The following is a 16,625-nucleotide window of genomic DNA, read 5'->3' as shown; positions in this document are numbered from 1 at the left end:
GCTAAATCCCAGGGTTGTCCAACCCCAACTCCGCCGGCCAGGGCACCGGCGTATCCAGCGCGCTGCGCGGACCCGAAGGATGGGTCAGGAAAGCAGCCACCAGCGCAATGAATACCCAGACGACGATATTGCGCAGCGAGGCTGCGTTACCGCCGGTAACTTCGTCTCCGGAAATAAGCCGCTTGAGGTACCTGGACAGGATCTTCACGATGAGCCCTTGGGGAAGGATTCTTTTATAGACATTCGCAATCTATATGATTCGCCGCCGTTTTTCCAGCAAACGTATTGATATACGAACTGATGAGCGGCATTCTAGCGACAATATAGATGAGGCGTCGCACATCTGGCGTCCGTATTTCGGGTTAGGCGGGCGGCCGGTATGGAAGAGGCTTTGCCGCAACGCTCTGGTAGAATACCGTGATCGTTGACATGCCCGGAATTATCGGGCATATGCATGCAGTTCCCCTCCCCGACTACATCCATGTTTAGTTTCTTCAAAAAGAAAAAGCCTGAAGCCGAGACGCCTGTCCAGGCCGAGTCCACTGCTGCCGAACCGTCCACGGCCGCCGAAGCGCCTGCGGAAGCGCCCGCCCAGCCGGGCTTCCTGCGCCGCCTGTTCGGCGCCAGCGACGACACCTTCGTTCCCGCACCCGAGACCGCGGCCGAGTCCGAGCCGGAAGAGCCTGCCGCGCGCGAGGCCGAGGTTCCCGATCCCGTCGCCACCCAGATTGCCGAGCAGGCCGCCGTCATGTCGAACGGCTACGAAGGCCAGCTCTTCCCCGAGACCGCCGAGCGTCCGGGCAACGAAGCCGAGAAAAAGAAATCCTGGATGGCGCGCCTGAAGGCCGGCCTGTCCAAGACGTCGAGCAACCTGTCCCTGCTGTTCGTCGGCGCGCGCATCGACGAAGACCTGTACGAAGAGCTGGAATCGGCCCTGCTGATGTCGGACGCCGGCATGGACGCCACCCAGTATCTGCTGGACAACCTGCGCCGCAAGGTCAAGGAAGACAAGCTGCTCGACGCCGCCGCCGTCAAGGCCGCGCTGAAGGAGCTGATGGTCGACCTGCTGCGTCCGCTGGAAAAGCCGCTCGAACTCGGCCGCCACGAGCCGCTGGTGATGATGATCGCCGGCGTCAACGGCGCCGGCAAGACCACCACCATCGGCAAGCTGGCCAAGCACATGCAGCGCTTCGAACAGTCGGTGCTGCTGGCCGCCGGCGACACCTTCCGCGCCGCCGCCCGCGAGCAACTGATGGTCTGGGGCCAGCGCAACAACGTCACCGTGATCTCGCAAGCTTCGGGCGACCCGGCCGCGGTCGCCTTCGACGCGGTGCAGTCGGGCCGCGCGCGCGGCGTCGACGTGGTCATGGTCGACACCGCCGGCCGCCTGCCGACCCAGCTGCACCTGATGGAAGAGCTCAAGAAGATCAAGCGCGTGATCGGCAAGGGCATGGAAGACGCTCCGCACGAAGTCCTGCTGGTCATCGACGGCAACACTGGCCAGAACGCGCTGGCCCAGGTGAAGGCCTTCGACGACGCCCTGAACCTGACCGGCCTGGTAATCACCAAGCTGGACGGCACGGCCAAGGGCGGCATCCTGGCCGCCATCGCGCGCACCCGCCCGGTGCCGGTGTACTTCATCGGCGTGGGCGAAAAGCTGGAGGACCTGCAACCCTTCAGCGCCGACGAGTTCGCCGAGGCGCTGCTGGGGTAAGGCCAGATGATCGAATTCCAGTCCGTCTCCAAAAAATATTCCGCCGACGCACTTGCCCTGAACGATGTTTCGTTCAGCATCGGCAAGGGCGAACTGGTCTACCTCGCCGGCCCGTCCGGCGCCGGCAAGTCGACCCTGCTCAAGATGATCGCCGCCGTCGAGCGTCCGACCAGCGGCAGCGTGGTCGTCAACGGCCAGGACATCGGCAAGCTCAAAAAGGCCGGCGTGCCCTTCCTGCGGCGTAACCTGGGCGTGATCTTCCAGCAGCAGCGCCTGCTGAACGACCGCAGCATCCTCGCCAACACGATGCTGCCGCTGATCGTCACCGGCGCATCGACCGCCCAGGCCGAGCAGCGCGCCCGCGCCGCGCTCGACAAGGTCGGCCTGCTCGACCGCGCCAAGGCGATGCCGCTGGAACTGTCCGGCGGCGAGCAGCAGCGCGTGGCGATCGCCCGCGCCATCGTCAACCGTCCGCAGATCATCCTGGCCGACGAGCCAACCGCGAACCTCGACCGCGCCGCGGCCGACCGCGTGATCGACGCCTTGCGCGCCTTCAATGCCGTCGGCGTGACCTGCATGATCTCGACCCACGACGAACAGATCCTGGACACCGCCGCGCGCGTGATCCGCCTCGAACATGGCCAGCTGGTGGGAGGTACGGCATGAACATCTGGTTCCGCCAACACCGCTTCGCCCTCGGCGCCGCTTTTGCCCAGGTGCGCAAGTCGCCGGGCAGCTTCCTGTTCAACGTGCTGGTGGTGTCGCTGGCGCTGACCCTGCCCTTCGCCGGCCTGACCCTGCTCGACAACGTGCGCCCGATGTCGGAACAGCTCTCGGTCGATCCCGAGATCAGCCTGTTCATGAAGACGGACGCCACCCGCGAACAGGCGCAGGCGCTGGCGCCGCAGCTGCAGCGCATCCTGGCCGGCAGCCACGCGAAGATCAGCTTCACGCCGCGCGAGCAGGCGCTGGACAACCTGAAGGCCAAGAGCGGCCTCGCCGACGTCATCGAGACCTTGGGCGACAATCCCCTGCCCGACAGCTACGTGATGAAGCTGCAAGGTTTTACCAGCAGCGCCGACGCTGCCCGCATCGACGGCATCGCCGATCAGCTGCAGGCGCTGCCGGGCGTGGACTCGGTGCAGGTCGACTCGGCCTGGGTGAAGCGCCTGGCCGCCCTGCTGGGCGTGCTGCGCCTGGTGCTGCTGCTGCTGGCGATCACCCTCGGCGTGGTCGTGATCGCGGTGGTGTTCAACACCATCCGCCTGCAGGTACTGACCCAGCGGGACGAGATCGCCGTCTCCAAGCTGCTGGGCGCGACCGACAACTTCATCCACCGCCCCTTCTACTACACGGGCGCCCTGCTCGGCCTGTGCGCCGGCACGGTGGCGCTGGGTGCGGTGGCGCTGGCCCTGCGTCCGCTGAACGCCTCCATCGCCGAGTTCGCCCGCCTGTACGCATCCGAATTCCAGCTCGTGCCCTTGTCGCCGCTGGGTTTGGCAGGCTTGCTTGCCATCAGCGCCGGACTCGGGCTGGTGGGCGCGATGCTGTCGGTGCAGCGGCATCTGGCGCGCCTGAATTAATTATTCTTTCGCTAACTCGGCCGCTGTTCGCCAGAAAAAACCGCGGCCGAGGCGGGGAATACGCCTACAAACGTAAGTGCGCCACTTCACAGACCCCATATCATGTGGGGCCTAACCTGTCTTCTACCAAGTTCAAATCGTAAGAGCGTCACGTTTGACCTCCGTCAACCGTAGCGCTCTCACCTGCTCGACAGTTGAACCAAAGCCACAAAATCAATTCTTTAGAGCAATACTTTAGCAGGACTTAAGGACGTCGTCGGGGATATGGTGGCGGCTAGCACTCACCTCAAGAGAGTGCTAATATTACGTCAGTACTCAACGGAAGTGGCTCAAGAGCACACCGTTCGCATCCCGTAACAAACCGTAAAATTTGCGCCTTCGGGGCGATTTTGCGGTCAAATTGACGATGCAGCACAGATTATTCTACGAGGGAAAATGACTATGTCCGCACAATCCGCATTGGTTCCCGCTGGCACCCGTGCTCTGGGACTGGGTTTCACTGGCAATCTCGGCAACATCGACGCCTATATCTCGGCCGTCAACCGTCTGCCGATGCTGTCCCACGAGGAAGAGGTCTCGCTGGCAAAGAGCTTGCGGGACAAGAATGACCTGGACGCCGCGCAGAAGCTGGTGATGTCGCACCTGCGCCTGGTGGTCTCGATCGCACGCGGCTACCTCGGCTATGGTCTCCCGCACGCCGACCTGATCCAGGAAGGCAATATCGGCCTGATGAAGGCAGTGAAGCGCTTCGACCCGAACCAGGGCGTGCGCCTGGTGTCGTACGCCATGCACTGGATCAAGGCCGAGATGCACGAATACATCCTGAAGAACTGGCGCCTGGTGAAGGTCGCGACGACCAAGGCCCAGCGCAAGCTGTTCTTCAACCTGCGCAGCAACAAAGTGGGCCTGGATGCCATGTCGCCGCAACAGGTGGCCGACATGGCCCAGATGCTGGGTGTCAAGCGCGAAGAAGTGGTCGAGATGGAAACCCGCCTGTCGGGCCGCGACATCGCGCTGGAAGCGCCGACCGACGACGAAGACGACAAGTTCTCGCCGATCGCCTACCTGTCCTCGGACCAGCAGGAGCCGACCAAGGTGCTGGAAGCCAACGACACGGTGCGCCTGCAGTCGGAAGGCCTGGAAACCGCCCTGGGCAAGCTGGACCCGCGTTCGCGCCGCATCGTGGAAGCGCGCTGGCTGGCCAACGACGACGGCTCGGGCGCCACCCTGCACACGCTGGCCGAAGAGTTCGGCGTGTCGGCCGAACGCATCCGCCAGATCGAAACGGCGGCGCTGAAGAAAATGAAAACGGCGCTGGCGGCTTACGTGTAAGCCATCACCGCGGCAAAGAAAAAGGCACCTTCGGGTGCCTTTTCGTTTTGGGCGCCGCGTTAGCGCACACGCCTGCGCATCGCGGCCAGCATTCCCGCACCCAGGCACAACAAACCCAGCGAGGCCGGCTCGGGCACCTGCGCCGGCGGCGGGTCGAACTGGTGGCTGGACACCGTCGCGTGGAGGAAATTCTGGCCGTAGGCTTCGTTGGGATTCGAGAAGCCCATACCGAGGCCGCTGCGGACATAGCCGGGGACCACGCCCACGCCATTCCCGACGATGCCGTTCAGGTAGTCGGTGGCATCGGTCTTCATGGTGCCGGCCACACGATAAGTACCTTTGGTGAGCACCAGGTCGTTCAGTTCAGTCAGGTACCAGATCGCCGTTCCCTGCGCGCTCGGCACGCGGGTGCTGGCATTGTCGACGGTGACGCTGGCCAGCAGCGTGCCCTGCTCGTTCCACAATCCCACCGTGTGGCTGCCGGTGAGGCCGTCGCCTTCGGCATCCATCCAGCCCAGACCGTCGATGATGATGGCGTCGGTGACCGTGAACGCGGTGCCGGACGTGTAATTGGAAGCGCCGTGGCTGGTGGAGTAGGTGGAAGACTTGCTGGCGTCGATCAGCAGGCTTGCCTGGCTGGCGCCGGACAGCAGGGATGCGGCGCAGAACAGGCCGATACTCAGGGTGCGAAGTGTCATGAAACGTCCAATCAAAAGTGATATTTGAAAGACATCATTGAAACAAATCGCACCCCAAAAAGCTTCCCCCCTGGCAAGGGGGATTTCTGCCGTTTCAGCCCAGCTTTTCCTTGAAGAAGGCGACCGTCCTGCCCCATGCCAGCTTGGCCGCCGCCTCGTCGTAGCGCGGCGTGGTGTCGTTGTTGAAGCCGTGCTCGGCGCCGGCGTAGACGAAGTGCTGGTAGTGCACCTTGTTGGCCTGCAGCGCAGCCTCGTAGGCGGGCCAGCCGGCCAGGATGCGCTCGTCCTTGCCGGCGTCGTGGATCATCAGCGGCGCGCGGATGCGGGCGACGTCGGCGGCTTGCGGCTGCGAGCCGTAGAAGGGCACGGCGGCCGCCAGGTCGGGGATCTGGGTGGCCAGGTAATTCGCAATGCCGCCGCCCCAGCAGAAGCCGACCACGCCGACCTTGCCCGTCCCCTGCGGCAGCGTGGCCAGCGCATGCGCGGCGGCGACGAAATCGGCGCGGGTCCTGGCCTGGTCCAGCTTGGGGAACAGGGCCCGGGCCTTGTCCTCGTCGCCGGGATAGCCGCCCAGCGGGGTCAGCGCGTCCGGGGCGTAGGCGATGAAGCCCTCGAGCGCCAGGCGGCGCGCGATGTCTTCGATGTGCGGGTTCAGGCCGCGGTTTTCGTGCACCACCAGGATCGTCGGCAGCTTGCCCTTGACGTTCGCCGGCATCGCCAGGTAGCCGCGCACCGTGCCGTAGCCCTGCGGCGACGGAAACTCCTGGTAGCTGGTCTTGAGGCGGGCGTCGCCGGCGGCCACCAGCGGCGCCGCGAACGAAGGAGACAGCTGCGCCAGCAGGGTGGTGGCGGTCGCGCCGCCCACCGCATAGCGTCCGGCCCGCGCAAGGAAATCGCGGCGCGACAGGCGGCCGTGCACATAGCCGTCGAAAAGCTTCAGTACTTCGGGGTCGAAATCCGCCGCGGTCAAACGCTTCATGTCCTGTCTCCCTTGTTAAAAAAGCCAGTCTAACGCATTGCATTCTCGTATGCCGCCTGCAGCTCGCCGAACACCGAGCGTTGCGGACGCGGTGCGCCGAGGTGCAGGTGCCGCAGTTCTTCCATGAAGGCTTCCCACAGCGCCGGCCCGCCCTGCTCCAGCAACTCCGCGCGTACCGACAGCTCATGGCTGGCAGCCGTGTGCCGCCGGCCCCAGGCCGCCATCTGCGCCAGCAGGGGGAGCAGCTGGATGGCCGGCTCCGTCAGGCTATAGATGCCTTTCTGCCTGTGCTGGGGGTCCGGCCGCCGCGTCAGCAGGCCGGCGGCCACCAGGCGCTTGAGGCGGTCGGCCAGGATGTTCGACGCGATGCCCTCCTCGCTCTGCGCCAGCAGGTCGCCATACGTACGCCGGTTCCCGAACATGAGGTCGCGGATGACGATCAGGCTCCAGCGGTCGCCCAGCTGTTCGAGCGTCAGGTTGATCGGACAGCCCGACCGGCTTGCCTGTGACATCGCCTTCTCCCACACAATCTGCTTGCAATGTGCAAGATGATAAAGTATCTTTTATCCACTTGCATTTCGCAAGTGGTCTCCCACCCTCACTGATGAAAGCGGTCCAACCATGTCGCTCGCCCTCTACGGTCATCCCTTTTCTTCATACACCCAGAAAGTGCTGATCGCACTGTACGAAAATGCCCTGCCCTTCGAGTTCCGCTGCATCGGGCCGGACACGCCGCAGCATGTGGGCGAATGGCTGCGCCGCTGGCCGCTGCGCAAGTTCCCGCTGCTGGTGGACGGCGAGCGCGACGTGGCCGAGACCAGCATCATCATCGAATACCTGCAGCTGGCCCATCCGGGACCGGTGCGCCTGCTGCCGGCCGATGCGATGGCCGCGCTGGACGTCCGCTTCCTCGACCGCTTCTTCGACCTGCACGTGATGTCGCCGGTCCAGCACGCGGTGGGCGGCGCCCTGAGCGGCGATCCGGACAAGCGCCGCGAAGGCCTGGCGCATGCCGCCGAAAAGCTGGAGTGGGCCTATGCCTGGCTCGACCAGCGGCTCGCCGGCCGGACCTGGGCCGCGGGCGACGGGTTCAGCCTGGCCGACTGCGCCGCCGCGCCCTCGCTGTTCTACGCCGACTGGGTTCACCTCATCTCCGCCGACTACCCGGTGCTGCGCGCCTACCGTTCGCGCCTGCTCGGCCGGCCCTCCTTCGCCCGCGCGGTGGAAGAGGCGCGCCCCTACCGTCCCCTGTTCCCGCTGGGCGCGCCGGACCGCGACTGATCGGTGCGCGCGGTGAGAAAGCGCGCATCTTTCCCATATGGCAATACGGTATCGTGTCGGTTTCCCAGCAAGGAGACGCCGTGGCCATATCCGCAAACCTCAGCGGTTCGATCCGCATCGACGGCACGCCCGCCAACGACACCCTGAAGGGCACGCTGTCCGACGAGGACATCCACGGCGGCGCCGGCGACGATGACCTCATCGGCAACGGCGGCAACGACCTGCTCGACGGCGGCGCCGGCGACGACACGCTGGGCGGCGCCGGCGGCGGCGACCGCCTCGACGGCGGCGCGGGCCTCGACACGGCGGTGTATGCGAGCGCGCGGGACGGCTACACGATCGCGCGCAACGAGGCCGGCATGACCGTCACCGACAAGAGCGGCGCCGAAGGCAGCGACACCCTTGCCGGCATCGAGCGCCTGCTGTTCGCCGACGGCGCGCTGGCCTTCGACACCGACGGCGTCGCCGGCCAGGCCTACCAGTTGTACGCGGCCGCCTTCGACCGCATGCCCGACCTGGCGGGCCTGGGCTACTGGCTCGGCGTGATGGACCGCGGCGCTTCGCTGGTGGACGTGGCGACGGCGTTCACGAAGGACACCGAATTCACGAAGATGTACGGCGCCACCCGCAGTGCCGAGGACTTCCTGACCAAGGTCTACGAGCACATGCTGCACCGGGCGCCGGATCCGGCCGGCTACGCTTACTGGCTGCAGGTGCTGAAGAACGGCGCGACCGAAGGCCAGGTGCTGGCCGGCGTCAGCGAGGGCACGGAACTGCACGCCCTGCTGGTCGGCCGGATGCAGGACGGGATCGCCTACCTGCCCTACGGTGCCTGAGCGGCGCCGCCTACTCCTTGTCCTTGCGCCGCAGCAGGGACAGGATCACGAAGGCGAACACCGCGCTGACCACCGCCGTGGTCTCGCGGCCCATCCCGGCCGCCACCCCGATGGCGGCGGTCAGCCACACGCTGGCGGCCGTGGTCAGGCCCTTGATATCGTTCCGTTCGCGCAGCTTGAGGATGGCGCCGGCGCCGAGGAAGCCGATCCCCGCCGTCACGCCCTGCAGCACCCGCGACAGGTCCTCGGTCCGCATGCCGGCCTGCAGCGGAATCAGGATGAACAGCGCCGAGCCGAGCGCCACCAGCATGTGGGTGCGCTGCCCGGCCGAGGCGCCGACCGACTCGCGCTCGTAGCCGAGCAGGCCGCCGAGTCCCACCGCGACGATCAGGCGCACGACCACGCGGGTGATGTCTTCGGCATTGCCGAGGTCCGAGAATTCCTCCTGTATCGTGCGCCAGCTCTGCTCCCACCACATGCGGTCCTCCCCGAGAAATTCCGCACATGATGCCAGCCGGGCCGTTTCGGCGACGCACGCGGATCAGATCTGGGCCTGGCCACCGTCGACGAAGAGTTCGGCGCCATTGACGAAGGAGGCGTCGTCGGATGCAAGGAACACCGCGGCTTTCGCGATCTCGTCCGGCTCGCCGACGCGGCCCAGCGGGATCTGCGAGGCCATGTAGTCGAGCAGGCCTTGCTGCTGCCGGGCGTCGTCGCCGGCCAGTTCGACCAGGCCGGGGGTGCGGGTGGCGCCCGGGCTGATGGTGTTGATGCGGATGGCGCGGTCCTTCAGGTCGAGGATCCAGTTGCGGGCGAAGGCGCGCACCGCGGCCTTGCTGGCGGCGTAGACGCTGAAGGCCGGAGTCCCGGAGCTGCCGGCGGTGGAGCCGGTCATGATCACCGAGGCGCCTTTCGACAGCAGCGGCAGGGCCTTCTGCACGGTGAACAGGGTGCCCTTCACGTTGCGGCCGAAGGTGTCGTCGAACTGCTCTTCGGTGATCTCGCCGATCGGCAGCATCGAGCCGCCGCCGGCATTCGCGAACAGGACGTCGATGCGGCCGTAGCGTTCGCGGATCTCGTCGTACAGCTTGTCGAGATCGCCCAGCCTGCTGGAATCGACGCGCAGGCCCAAGGCGTCGTGGCCGATGGCGTCCACCGCGGCATCCAGTTCGGCCTGGCGGCGGCCGGTGACGATCACTTGCGCGCCTTCGAGGGCGAAGCGCTTGGCGGTGGCCAGGCCGATGCCGCTGGTGGCGCCAGTGATCAGGGCGATTTTGTTGTCGAGTTTGCGGATCATGATGTTCTCCTTTGCTTGATGGGTCGGTTGGGTCAGTCGATGTGAAGCATGGTACCGATGACCGGGACCATTTAAAATAGCAATAATCACAAACCATCTTTGCATATTTGGAGGTATGTAGATGTCGACCCTGCCCGATTTCGAAGGCCTGGCGATGTTCGCCAAGGTGGCCGAGGAGCGTTCCTTCGCCGGCGCCGCACGCGCCCTGAACGTGTCGGTGGCGACCGTGTCGCGCGCCGTCGCCCGGCTGGAAGAGCGGCTCGGCGCGCGCCTGCTGAACCGCACCTCGCGCCAGCTGGCACTGACCGAGTTCGGCAACATGATCGCGGAGAGCGCCCTCAAGGTGGTACGCGAAGCCGAAGCGGCGGAAGCGGCCGCGCGCGAGACGTCGGCGAGGCCGCGTGGGCTGGTGCGGCTGTCGGTGCCGATGTCCTTCGGCCTGCGCTGGGTGGCGCCGCTGATGCCGGCCTTCTTCAGGGAATATCCGGAAGTCTCGGTCGACCTGCACCTGAGCGACGCCCAGGTCGACCTGGTCGGGCAAGGCTTCGACGCCGCCCTGCGCATCGCCGTGCTGGCCGATTCCTCCCTGGTGGCGCGGCGCCTGAGCCCGGTCGCGCCGCTGGTGGTCGCCTCCCCCGCCTACCTGCGGGAGCACGGCACGCCCGAGCATCCCTCGGACCTGGCCCGGCACGCCTGCCTGGGCTATGCCTACCGCGCGCGCAACGACGTCTGGCGCTTCACCAACGCCGCCGGCGAGGAGGTCAGCATCAGGCCCAACGGCCCGCTCAGGGTGACGAATGCCGACGCCCTGATGCCGACCGTGCTGGACGGCCTGGCGATCGCGGAATTCCCGGAATTCATCTGCGCCGACCAGGTGCGCGACGGCCGCCTGGTGCCGATCCTGAAAGACTGGACCCTGCCGCGCGGTGGACTCTATTTCGTCACACCCTCGGCGCGCACGCGGCCGGCCAAGGTCGAGGCGCTGTCCGAGTTTTTCGTGCGCCACCTGGGCAGGCCGGACTGGCGGATCGTGGACTGGTAGCCTGCGTTTTCAGTGCAGCCTGACCGCGGCCACCGTCACCTCGTCTTTCACTTCGATGGCCGCGTCGTCGAAGCCCGGCGGCCCGAACTTGCCGCGGGCATCCCGGCTGAAACCGTAGTTCTCCTTCGGGATGCCGATCAGGTTGCGGTCCAGTTCAGCATTCTCGTTCTCGTCCTGGTAGGCCAGCACGGCCCAGGTCCCCTTCGGCACGCCGGACACCGCGATCACGTTCTCGCCCTCGCGGGCCGGCATCGATGCGGAATAGGCGCACTGCTTGAGGAAGCGTTCCCTGTCGCAGACGGCAACGTTGATCCTGCCCTTGCCGGCAACGACGGCCGAGACGTGGACTTCGACCGTGGCGGCCGATGCGCAGGCGGCGGCGCCCAGCAGCAGGCAGCCGGACAGCAACTGGATGAATCGGGTCATGCGTTTCCTTTCTTGTATGGTAGGCTGGTTCACATGCTGCTCGATGCCTTCATTCTCATCCTTACCGTGGTCCTGATGGAAGTGTTTTCCATCGTGGCGCACAAGTACGTGATGCACGGCTTCGGCTGGGCATGGCACCGCTCGCACCACGAGCCGCGCAGCGGCTGGTTCGAGAAGAACGACCTGTACGCCGTCGTGTTCGCGGGCGTGGCGATCGCCCTCATTTACGCCGGCGCCACCCTGGGCCACCATCCGCTGGAGTGGATCGGTGCCGGCATGACGGCCTATGGCCTGCTCTACTTCGTGGCCCACGACGGCCTGGTGCACCAGCGCTGGCCTTTCCGCTACGTGCCGCGCAGCGGCTACCTGAAGCGCCTCTACCAGGCCCACCGCATGCATCACGCGGTGTCCGGCAAGGACGGCGCGGTGTCCTTCGGCTTCCTGTATGCGCCGCCGGTCGAGGCCCTCAAACGGCGCTTGCATGCGCTGCACCAGGGGCCGCTTCGGCGGCGCCACCCTGACGCTGCCACAGGCCGGCCGGACGCGTCTGCAGCGCATTCGCGCCCGCCAGACGCGAACTGAGGGCCTGCCCGCCGCCCTCCGCCAGCAGGCGCAATTTGGTCGCCTTCGAGGTGCCCGCGCGCTCATCCCAGGCATGCGCGCCGCGGCGCTTCACCACGATGCCGATCTGCCGGTACACCTTGCGCGCGGTGGCGATCGCCCAGGCCGAACGTAGCGGCAGCGCGGCGATGCCGCCGAGGGCCGAGGCGTAATACGGCTCGGCGTGATCGACCAGGCGCGCGGCCAGCTTCGCCAGCGCCGGACGGTGCCGCGGCAGCGCGAGTTCGTCGCGGGGGATGCCGGCTTCGCGCAGCCACTGGGCCGGCAGGTAACAGCGCCCTATCTCCGCATCCTCGACGATGTCGCGGGCGATGTTCGTCAGCTGGAACGCCAGGCCGAGGTCGCAGGCGCGATCCAGTACGCGCGGCTCGCTCACGCCCATGATCGAGGCCATCATCAGGCCGACCACGCCGGCCACGTGGTAGCAGTAGCGCAGGGTGTCGTCGATGCTCTCGTAGCGCGCGCCCTCGACGTCCATCGCGAAGCCGGCCAGGTGGTCGAAGGCGAAGCGCTGTGGAATATGGTGGCGCAATGCCACTTCCTGGAAGGCGGCGAAGGCCGGGTCGCGCATCGTCTCGCCGGCATAGGCGCGGCGGGTCTGTTCGCGCAGGCCTTCCAGCTTGGCGGCTGCATCCGGCTGTTCGCTCGGCGCCGCATTGAAGCCCAGCTCCTGGCCGTCGACCACGTCGTCGCAATGGCGGCACCAGGCGTACAGCATCAGCACGCTGCGCCGGGTGGCCGGGTCGAACAGCCTGGCGGCGGCGGCAAAGCTCTTCGAGCCGACTTCGATGGTCTGCGTGGCATGGTTGAGCAGCCTGTCGTTCACGCGCGCACTCCTTCCTGCATCTCCTTCAGCATCAGGCCGGCCGTGGCCTTGGCCGAACCGATCACCCCCGGCACCCCGGCGCCGGGATGGGTGCCGGCGCCGACCAGGTAAAGGTTCGCCAGCGCGGCATCGCGGTTGTGCGGACGGAACCAGGCGCTCTGGGTCAGCAGGGGCTCGAGCGAGAACGCCGATCCATGATGGGCGTTGAGCTGGTCGCGGAAATCCAGCGGCGTGAAGATGCGGCTGGTGACGAGCTGGCTGCGCAGGCCCGGCATGTAGCGCCGCTCCAGGTAGTCGAAGATGCGCTCGCGGTACTTCGGCCCCTCCACTTCCCAGTCGATCGGCGCATTGCCGAGGTGGGGCACCGGCGCCAGCACGTAGTGGCTGCCGCAGCCCGGCGGCGCCAGCGAGGGATCGGTCACGCAGGGGGCATGCAGGTAGAGCGAGAAATCCTCGGCCAGGGTATCGCCATGGAAGATGTCCTTGATCAGCTCGCGGTAGCGCGGGCCGAAGCACACCGTGTGGTGGCGCAGCTGGCTGTGGTGATGGTCGAGGCCGAAGTACAGCACGAACAGCGAATTGCTGAAGCGCTTCTTGCGCAAGGCCTCACCCTGGGCCTCCCCGCGCGGATGCCCGCCCAGCAGCTTGGCATAGGTGTGGACCACGTCGGCATTCGAGGCCACCGCATCGGCATCGAACCGGCGGCCATCCTCCAGCCGCACGCCGCGCACGCGTCCGGCGCCGGTCTCGATTTGGGCCACCGCCGCGTTCAGTTCGATGCGCCCGCCGATGTCCTCGAACAGGCGCACCAGGCCGCGCACCAGGGCGCCGGTGCCGCCGCGCGGGAACCACACGCCCCACTCGCGTTCCAGCGCGTGGATCAAGGTGTAGATCGAGGACGTGGCGAAGGGATTGCCGCCCACCAGCAGCGAGTGGAAGGAGAAGGCCTGGCGCAGCTGCTCGTCCTGGATGAAGCGCGACACGATGCCGTACACGCTGCGCCAGGCCTGCAGGCGCGCCAGCTGGGGGCCGGCGGCCACCATGTCGCGGAAGGACAGGAAAGGCACGGCGCCCAGCTTCAGGTAGCCTTCCGCGAACACCGCCTTCGAATAGGCCAGGAAGCGCCGGTAGCCCGCCACGTCTTGCGGGTTGCGCGCGTGGATCTGGCGGTCCAGGGCTTCCTGGTCGTTGGCGTAGTCGAAGTGGCTGCCGTCTTCCCAGCACAGGCGGTAGAACGGCGACACCGGCAGCATCTCGACATAGTGTTCCATGCGCTTGCCGGCCAGCGCGAACAGCTCCTCGATGCAGGAGGGGTCGGTGATGACGGTGGGGCCGGCGTCGAAGGTAAACCCCTGGTCTTCGTACACGTAGGCGCGGCCGCCCGGCTTGTCGCGCTTTTCCAGTAGCGTGGTCTGGATGCCGCGCGCCTGCAGGCGGATGGCCAGGGCCAGGCCGCCGAAGCCGGCGCCGATGACCACCGCGCGGCGCGGTTCGATATTCCGTGCGTTCATTCTGCTCTTCCGATCTGGTGAGGGTAGATCTTGCAGGCCGCAACGAAAGCCTGCTTCAGCGGCACCGGCGGCTTGCCGGACAGGAGACGCGCCTTGTCCTGCAAACTCAGGCGGCCGGCATAGAAATGCTCGATCAGGGAGGCCGGCAGGCGGTAGAAGCGCTGCATCACGCGCCAGCGGTGGTCCGGGCTGCCGGCCAAAAACAGCATGCGGTTGAGCAGCCGGAAGAAGCGCTGGCGCCGCCATTCCGTCTGCGCTTCGTCGCGGATCGCGGCGAACAGGGCCGCCGCGCACAGGTCGCCCAGGCCGGCGATGCGCTCGCTGAGCCGCACCGCATGCGGCAGCGAGTAGCCGGTGGTCGAGTGGAACAGTCCGGCGCGCAGGCCCACGCTGGGCTGGCCGGCCAGGTCGTCCCAATAGGCGTCGAAGTCGCCCGCCAGCACGATCGGCAGCCTGCCCTCTTCCTCGCGCAGCAGTTGCGCGATCCGCCAGCCGCGCGCCCGCGCATAGGCGCCGATGTTGGCGCGCAAGCGTTCGGGTTCCCAGGCGGCGCTGTCGACGTAATGCGTGTCCTCGATCAGCAGGCGCTGCGCATCGAAGGGCAGCACGTAGACGAAGCGGTAGCCACCCTGTTGTCCCACGCTCGCATCCATGATGATGGGCGCGGTCAATCCATGCGGTTCTTCCAGGCGCACTTCCTGGCCGAGGAAGGTCTGCCAGCCCAGCGCGAGGCGCGGGCTGCCGCGCATGCCGCGGCCGTCGATGACAGCGCGCGCTTCCAGCACCTCGCCGTCCTCCAGCCTGACCCGGCTCGGGCCGACACTGGCAATGCGCACGCCCAGGCGCAGGCCTGGGCCGAGGGCCGGCTCGATCGTGCGGGCGAAATCCTCGGAGGCGATACTGGCGTAGCCGCCTTCGAGCGTGCGGCTGAATTCCGGGAACACGACCTCGTGGCGCGGCCAGCGGCGCGAGACCAGCGGCGCGATCCAGGCCTGTTGCGCGGCGTCGAGGTCGCCGTCATGGAAAGACCAGGTGTGGTTGCCGCCCAGGCGTTCGCCCTGCTCCAGCAGCAGGATGCGCAGTTCCGGCCTGTGCCGGGCCAGGCGCCAGGCGATCAGGCCGTTGGCCAGGCCGCCGCCGGCCAGGATCAGGTCCCAAGGCGCGGCGTTCATGCCGGGGCGCCCGCCCGCGCCATCCTGTCCTCGCTGCGGCGCAGGCGCACGGCCGCCTCGACGATGTCGGCGGCGCGCGACGTACCGCCGGCGCGGGCCAGGCTGACCCTTTGCTCGTCGAGGCGGACGCCGAACTGCGGCTCCTCGAACAGGCGCCGCAGCTGGCGGGCGATGGTGGCGGCGCCGGCCAGGCGCGCCGATGCGTGCAGGCCGATCCCGGCGTGTAGGATGCGGGCGGCGGTGCCCGGCTGGTCGAAGGTCACCGGCATTGCCAGCAGTGGGGTGCGCGCCTCGACCGCATCCATCACGGTATTGATGCCGGCATGCGAGACCACCGCGTCGGCGCGCGCCAGCGCTTCCCGCTGCGGCGCGAAGGCACAGACCGCGGTGGCGCCGGCGCGCAGCAGCGCTGCTTCCCTGGCCGCATCGAGGCCGCCGCAATGCGCGACCAGCAGCTGGGCGTCGAGCCGGCGGCACGCCCTGGCGACGCGTTTGAAGATGCCGAATCGATGGCCCTGCAGGGTACCGAGGGAAGCGAACACGAAGGGCCGGCCGCTGTCCAGTTCCGGCAAGGGCGTCGGCGCCGCGGCGCCGGCGTCGCCGGGCGCGCGCAGCGGCCCCACATGGTGGAAATGCGGCGGCAGCGCGCGGCGCGGGAAATCGAAGGCTTCGGTGGTCTGGCTGATCTGCGCCAGCGGCGACAGGCACTCATGCAGGCCATCGCGCGCGGCGATGCCCAGCCGGCGCGACTCGGCCTTGATGACTTTCCGGTGCGGCCCCATCATCCAGTCGTAGACGCGGGTGCTGCCTTCCACCACCTGATGCCCGCGTTCGCTGTAGTCATACGCGAACGGCATCACCGCCAGCGGAATGCCGGGTTCGCGGTTGACCGGCATGGCGCAGGCCACCGAGACGAAAGGCAGGCCGAGCGCTTCGGCCACCATGCCGCCGGCCGCCTCCATCTGGTCGGCGATCACGACGTCGATCTGCAGCGCGTCCAGCGCGGCGGGCAATTCGCGACACAGCATTTGCGTACCGCGCCCCATGTCGAGGATCACCTGGCGCAAGCCCAGCGGACCGCCTGGACTGGCGGCGCGCCGCAAGGAGGCCGCCAGCGAACCGGGTGGATGGGTGACGTGGCCGAGCGAGTGGAAGCCGAGGCGGCGGTTCTTCAGGTAGATGGCCGCGTCCGGCCGCTGCAGGAAAGTCACGCGGTGGCCGCGCCCGACCAGTTCGAGGCCGAGCGCCGCCAGCGCGCTGAAGTGGCTGTAGAACGCCGGTGCGACCACGCCGAAGTGGGCCATGCG

At 67.3% G+C, this 16,625-nt stretch carries 19 protein-coding genes; 8 read left to right on the top strand and 11 right to left on the bottom strand.

Features of this window, described 5'->3' with window-relative positions; all coding sequences use genetic code 11:
- Position 1 precedes the first annotated feature (1 nt).
- Positions 2 to 208: a hypothetical protein gene (locus AC1DIX_RS12680; protein ID WP_442122198.1), complete on the bottom strand. Its 207-nt coding sequence runs from the start codon at positions 206 to 208 to the stop codon at positions 2 to 4.
- Between the two features lie 273 nt (positions 209 to 481).
- On the opposite strand from AC1DIX_RS12680, the gene ftsY reads away from it, so the two are divergent.
- The 4 genes from ftsY to rpoH all read left to right on the top strand — a co-directional run bounded on the left by ftsY (position 482) and on the right by rpoH (position 4,629).
- Entirely contained in the window at positions 482 to 1,714 is a 1,233-nt protein-coding gene (ftsY, locus tag AC1DIX_RS12675; protein WP_477324682.1) for a signal recognition particle-docking protein FtsY, read from the top strand.
- A 6-nt stretch (positions 1,715 to 1,720) separates the two neighbouring features.
- The gene (locus AC1DIX_RS12670) at positions 1,721 to 2,380 is read left to right on the top strand and encodes a cell division ATP-binding protein FtsE (protein WP_477324680.1); all 660 of its coding nucleotides are present in this window, start codon (positions 1,721 to 1,723) and stop codon (positions 2,378 to 2,380) included.
- Positions 2,377 to 3,297 (top strand): permease-like cell division protein FtsX, encoded by a 921-nt coding sequence (ftsX, locus tag AC1DIX_RS12665; protein WP_477324678.1) that lies wholly within the window; start codon positions 2,377 to 2,379, stop codon positions 3,295 to 3,297. Before AC1DIX_RS12670 ends, ftsX begins: the two co-directional genes overlap by 4 nt.
- A gap of 441 nt (positions 3,298 to 3,738) precedes the next feature.
- Positions 3,739 to 4,629, top strand: a complete 891-nt coding sequence (rpoH, locus tag AC1DIX_RS12660; RefSeq protein ID WP_442122194.1) for an RNA polymerase sigma factor RpoH — start codon at positions 3,739 to 3,741, stop codon at positions 4,627 to 4,629.
- A 59-nt stretch (positions 4,630 to 4,688) separates the two neighbouring features.
- Here rpoH and AC1DIX_RS12655 read toward each other — a convergent pair whose 3' ends face one another.
- From AC1DIX_RS12655 to AC1DIX_RS12645, 3 genes are all read right to left on the bottom strand, one after another.
- Positions 4,689 to 5,327, bottom strand: coding sequence for a DUF4082 domain-containing protein (locus tag AC1DIX_RS12655; protein ID WP_477324676.1), 639 nt, complete (start codon positions 5,325 to 5,327; stop codon positions 4,689 to 4,691).
- Between the two features lie 94 nt (positions 5,328 to 5,421).
- A complete protein-coding gene (locus AC1DIX_RS12650; RefSeq protein ID WP_477324674.1) occupies positions 5,422 to 6,306 on the bottom strand; it encodes a dienelactone hydrolase family protein in 885 nt (294 codons plus the stop codon).
- A 29-nt stretch (positions 6,307 to 6,335) separates the two neighbouring features.
- Positions 6,336 to 6,818: a winged helix-turn-helix transcriptional regulator gene (locus AC1DIX_RS12645; RefSeq protein WP_477250066.1), complete on the bottom strand. Its 483-nt coding sequence runs from the start codon at positions 6,816 to 6,818 to the stop codon at positions 6,336 to 6,338.
- 109 nt (positions 6,819 to 6,927) lie between these two features.
- Between AC1DIX_RS12645 and AC1DIX_RS12640 the strand changes: the two genes are divergently transcribed.
- Complete coding sequence (locus tag AC1DIX_RS12640; RefSeq protein WP_477324672.1) at positions 6,928 to 7,587, top strand: glutathione S-transferase family protein; 660 nt, start codon at positions 6,928 to 6,930, stop codon at positions 7,585 to 7,587.
- An 80-nt stretch (positions 7,588 to 7,667) separates the two neighbouring features.
- Positions 7,668 to 8,423, top strand: a complete 756-nt coding sequence (locus tag AC1DIX_RS12635) for a DUF4214 domain-containing protein (RefSeq protein WP_477324670.1) — start codon at positions 7,668 to 7,670, stop codon at positions 8,421 to 8,423.
- A 10-nt stretch (positions 8,424 to 8,433) separates the two neighbouring features.
- On the opposite strand, the gene AC1DIX_RS12630 is transcribed toward AC1DIX_RS12635, so the two are convergent.
- Together AC1DIX_RS12630 and AC1DIX_RS12625 are read right to left on the bottom strand one after the other, a co-directional pair.
- Positions 8,434 to 8,901, bottom strand: coding sequence for an MgtC/SapB family protein (locus AC1DIX_RS12630; protein WP_442122186.1), 468 nt, complete (start codon positions 8,899 to 8,901; stop codon positions 8,434 to 8,436).
- 63 nt (positions 8,902 to 8,964) lie between these two features.
- Positions 8,965 to 9,720 (bottom strand): SDR family NAD(P)-dependent oxidoreductase, encoded by a 756-nt coding sequence (locus tag AC1DIX_RS12625; protein ID WP_442122185.1) that lies wholly within the window; start codon positions 9,718 to 9,720, stop codon positions 8,965 to 8,967.
- A 121-nt stretch (positions 9,721 to 9,841) separates the two neighbouring features.
- Between AC1DIX_RS12625 and AC1DIX_RS12620 the strand changes: the two genes are divergently transcribed.
- Positions 9,842 to 10,762, top strand: coding sequence for a LysR family transcriptional regulator (locus tag AC1DIX_RS12620; protein WP_442122184.1), 921 nt, complete (start codon positions 9,842 to 9,844; stop codon positions 10,760 to 10,762).
- A gap of 9 nt (positions 10,763 to 10,771) precedes the next feature.
- Here the strand turns inward: AC1DIX_RS12620 and AC1DIX_RS12615 are convergent, their stop codons facing one another.
- Positions 10,772 to 11,188: a DUF2141 domain-containing protein gene (locus AC1DIX_RS12615; RefSeq protein WP_477324668.1), complete on the bottom strand. Its 417-nt coding sequence runs from the start codon at positions 11,186 to 11,188 to the stop codon at positions 10,772 to 10,774.
- Between the two features lie 33 nt (positions 11,189 to 11,221).
- Here AC1DIX_RS12615 and AC1DIX_RS12610 point away from each other — a divergent pair, with 33 nt between their 5' ends.
- Complete coding sequence (locus AC1DIX_RS12610) at positions 11,222 to 11,770, top strand: sterol desaturase family protein (protein WP_442122182.1); 549 nt, start codon at positions 11,222 to 11,224, stop codon at positions 11,768 to 11,770.
- Here AC1DIX_RS12610 and crtB read toward each other — a convergent pair.
- From crtB to AC1DIX_RS12590, 4 genes are read right to left on the bottom strand one after another with little or no spacing between them, the layout of a single operon-like run.
- Complete coding sequence (gene crtB, locus AC1DIX_RS12605) at positions 11,655 to 12,635, bottom strand: 15-cis-phytoene synthase CrtB (RefSeq protein WP_477324666.1); 981 nt, start codon at positions 12,633 to 12,635, stop codon at positions 11,655 to 11,657. The genes AC1DIX_RS12610 and crtB overlap by 116 nt on opposite strands.
- The gene (locus tag AC1DIX_RS12600; protein ID WP_477324664.1) at positions 12,632 to 14,146 is read right to left on the bottom strand and encodes a phytoene desaturase; all 1,515 of its coding nucleotides are present in this window, start codon (positions 14,144 to 14,146) and stop codon (positions 12,632 to 12,634) included. Before AC1DIX_RS12600 ends, crtB begins: the two co-directional genes overlap by 4 nt.
- Positions 14,143 to 15,318 carry a lycopene beta-cyclase CrtY gene (crtY, locus tag AC1DIX_RS12595; protein WP_477324662.1) on the bottom strand — a complete coding sequence of 392 codons (1,176 nt, stop codon included), beginning with the start codon at positions 15,316 to 15,318 and terminating at the stop codon, positions 14,143 to 14,145. Before crtY ends, AC1DIX_RS12600 begins: the two co-directional genes overlap by 4 nt.
- A complete protein-coding gene (locus AC1DIX_RS12590; RefSeq protein WP_442122178.1) occupies positions 15,315 to 16,622 on the bottom strand; it encodes a glycosyltransferase in 1,308 nt (435 codons plus the stop codon). The genes crtY and AC1DIX_RS12590 overlap by 4 nt, the downstream gene beginning before the upstream one ends.
- Between the last annotated feature and the right edge of the window lie 3 nt (positions 16,623 to 16,625).

It is taken from the genome of Massilia sp. 05N420, assembly GCF_056397205.1.
Note: the sequence above shows the minus strand (reverse complement) of the source record. Positions and strands in the feature narration are given on the sequence as shown.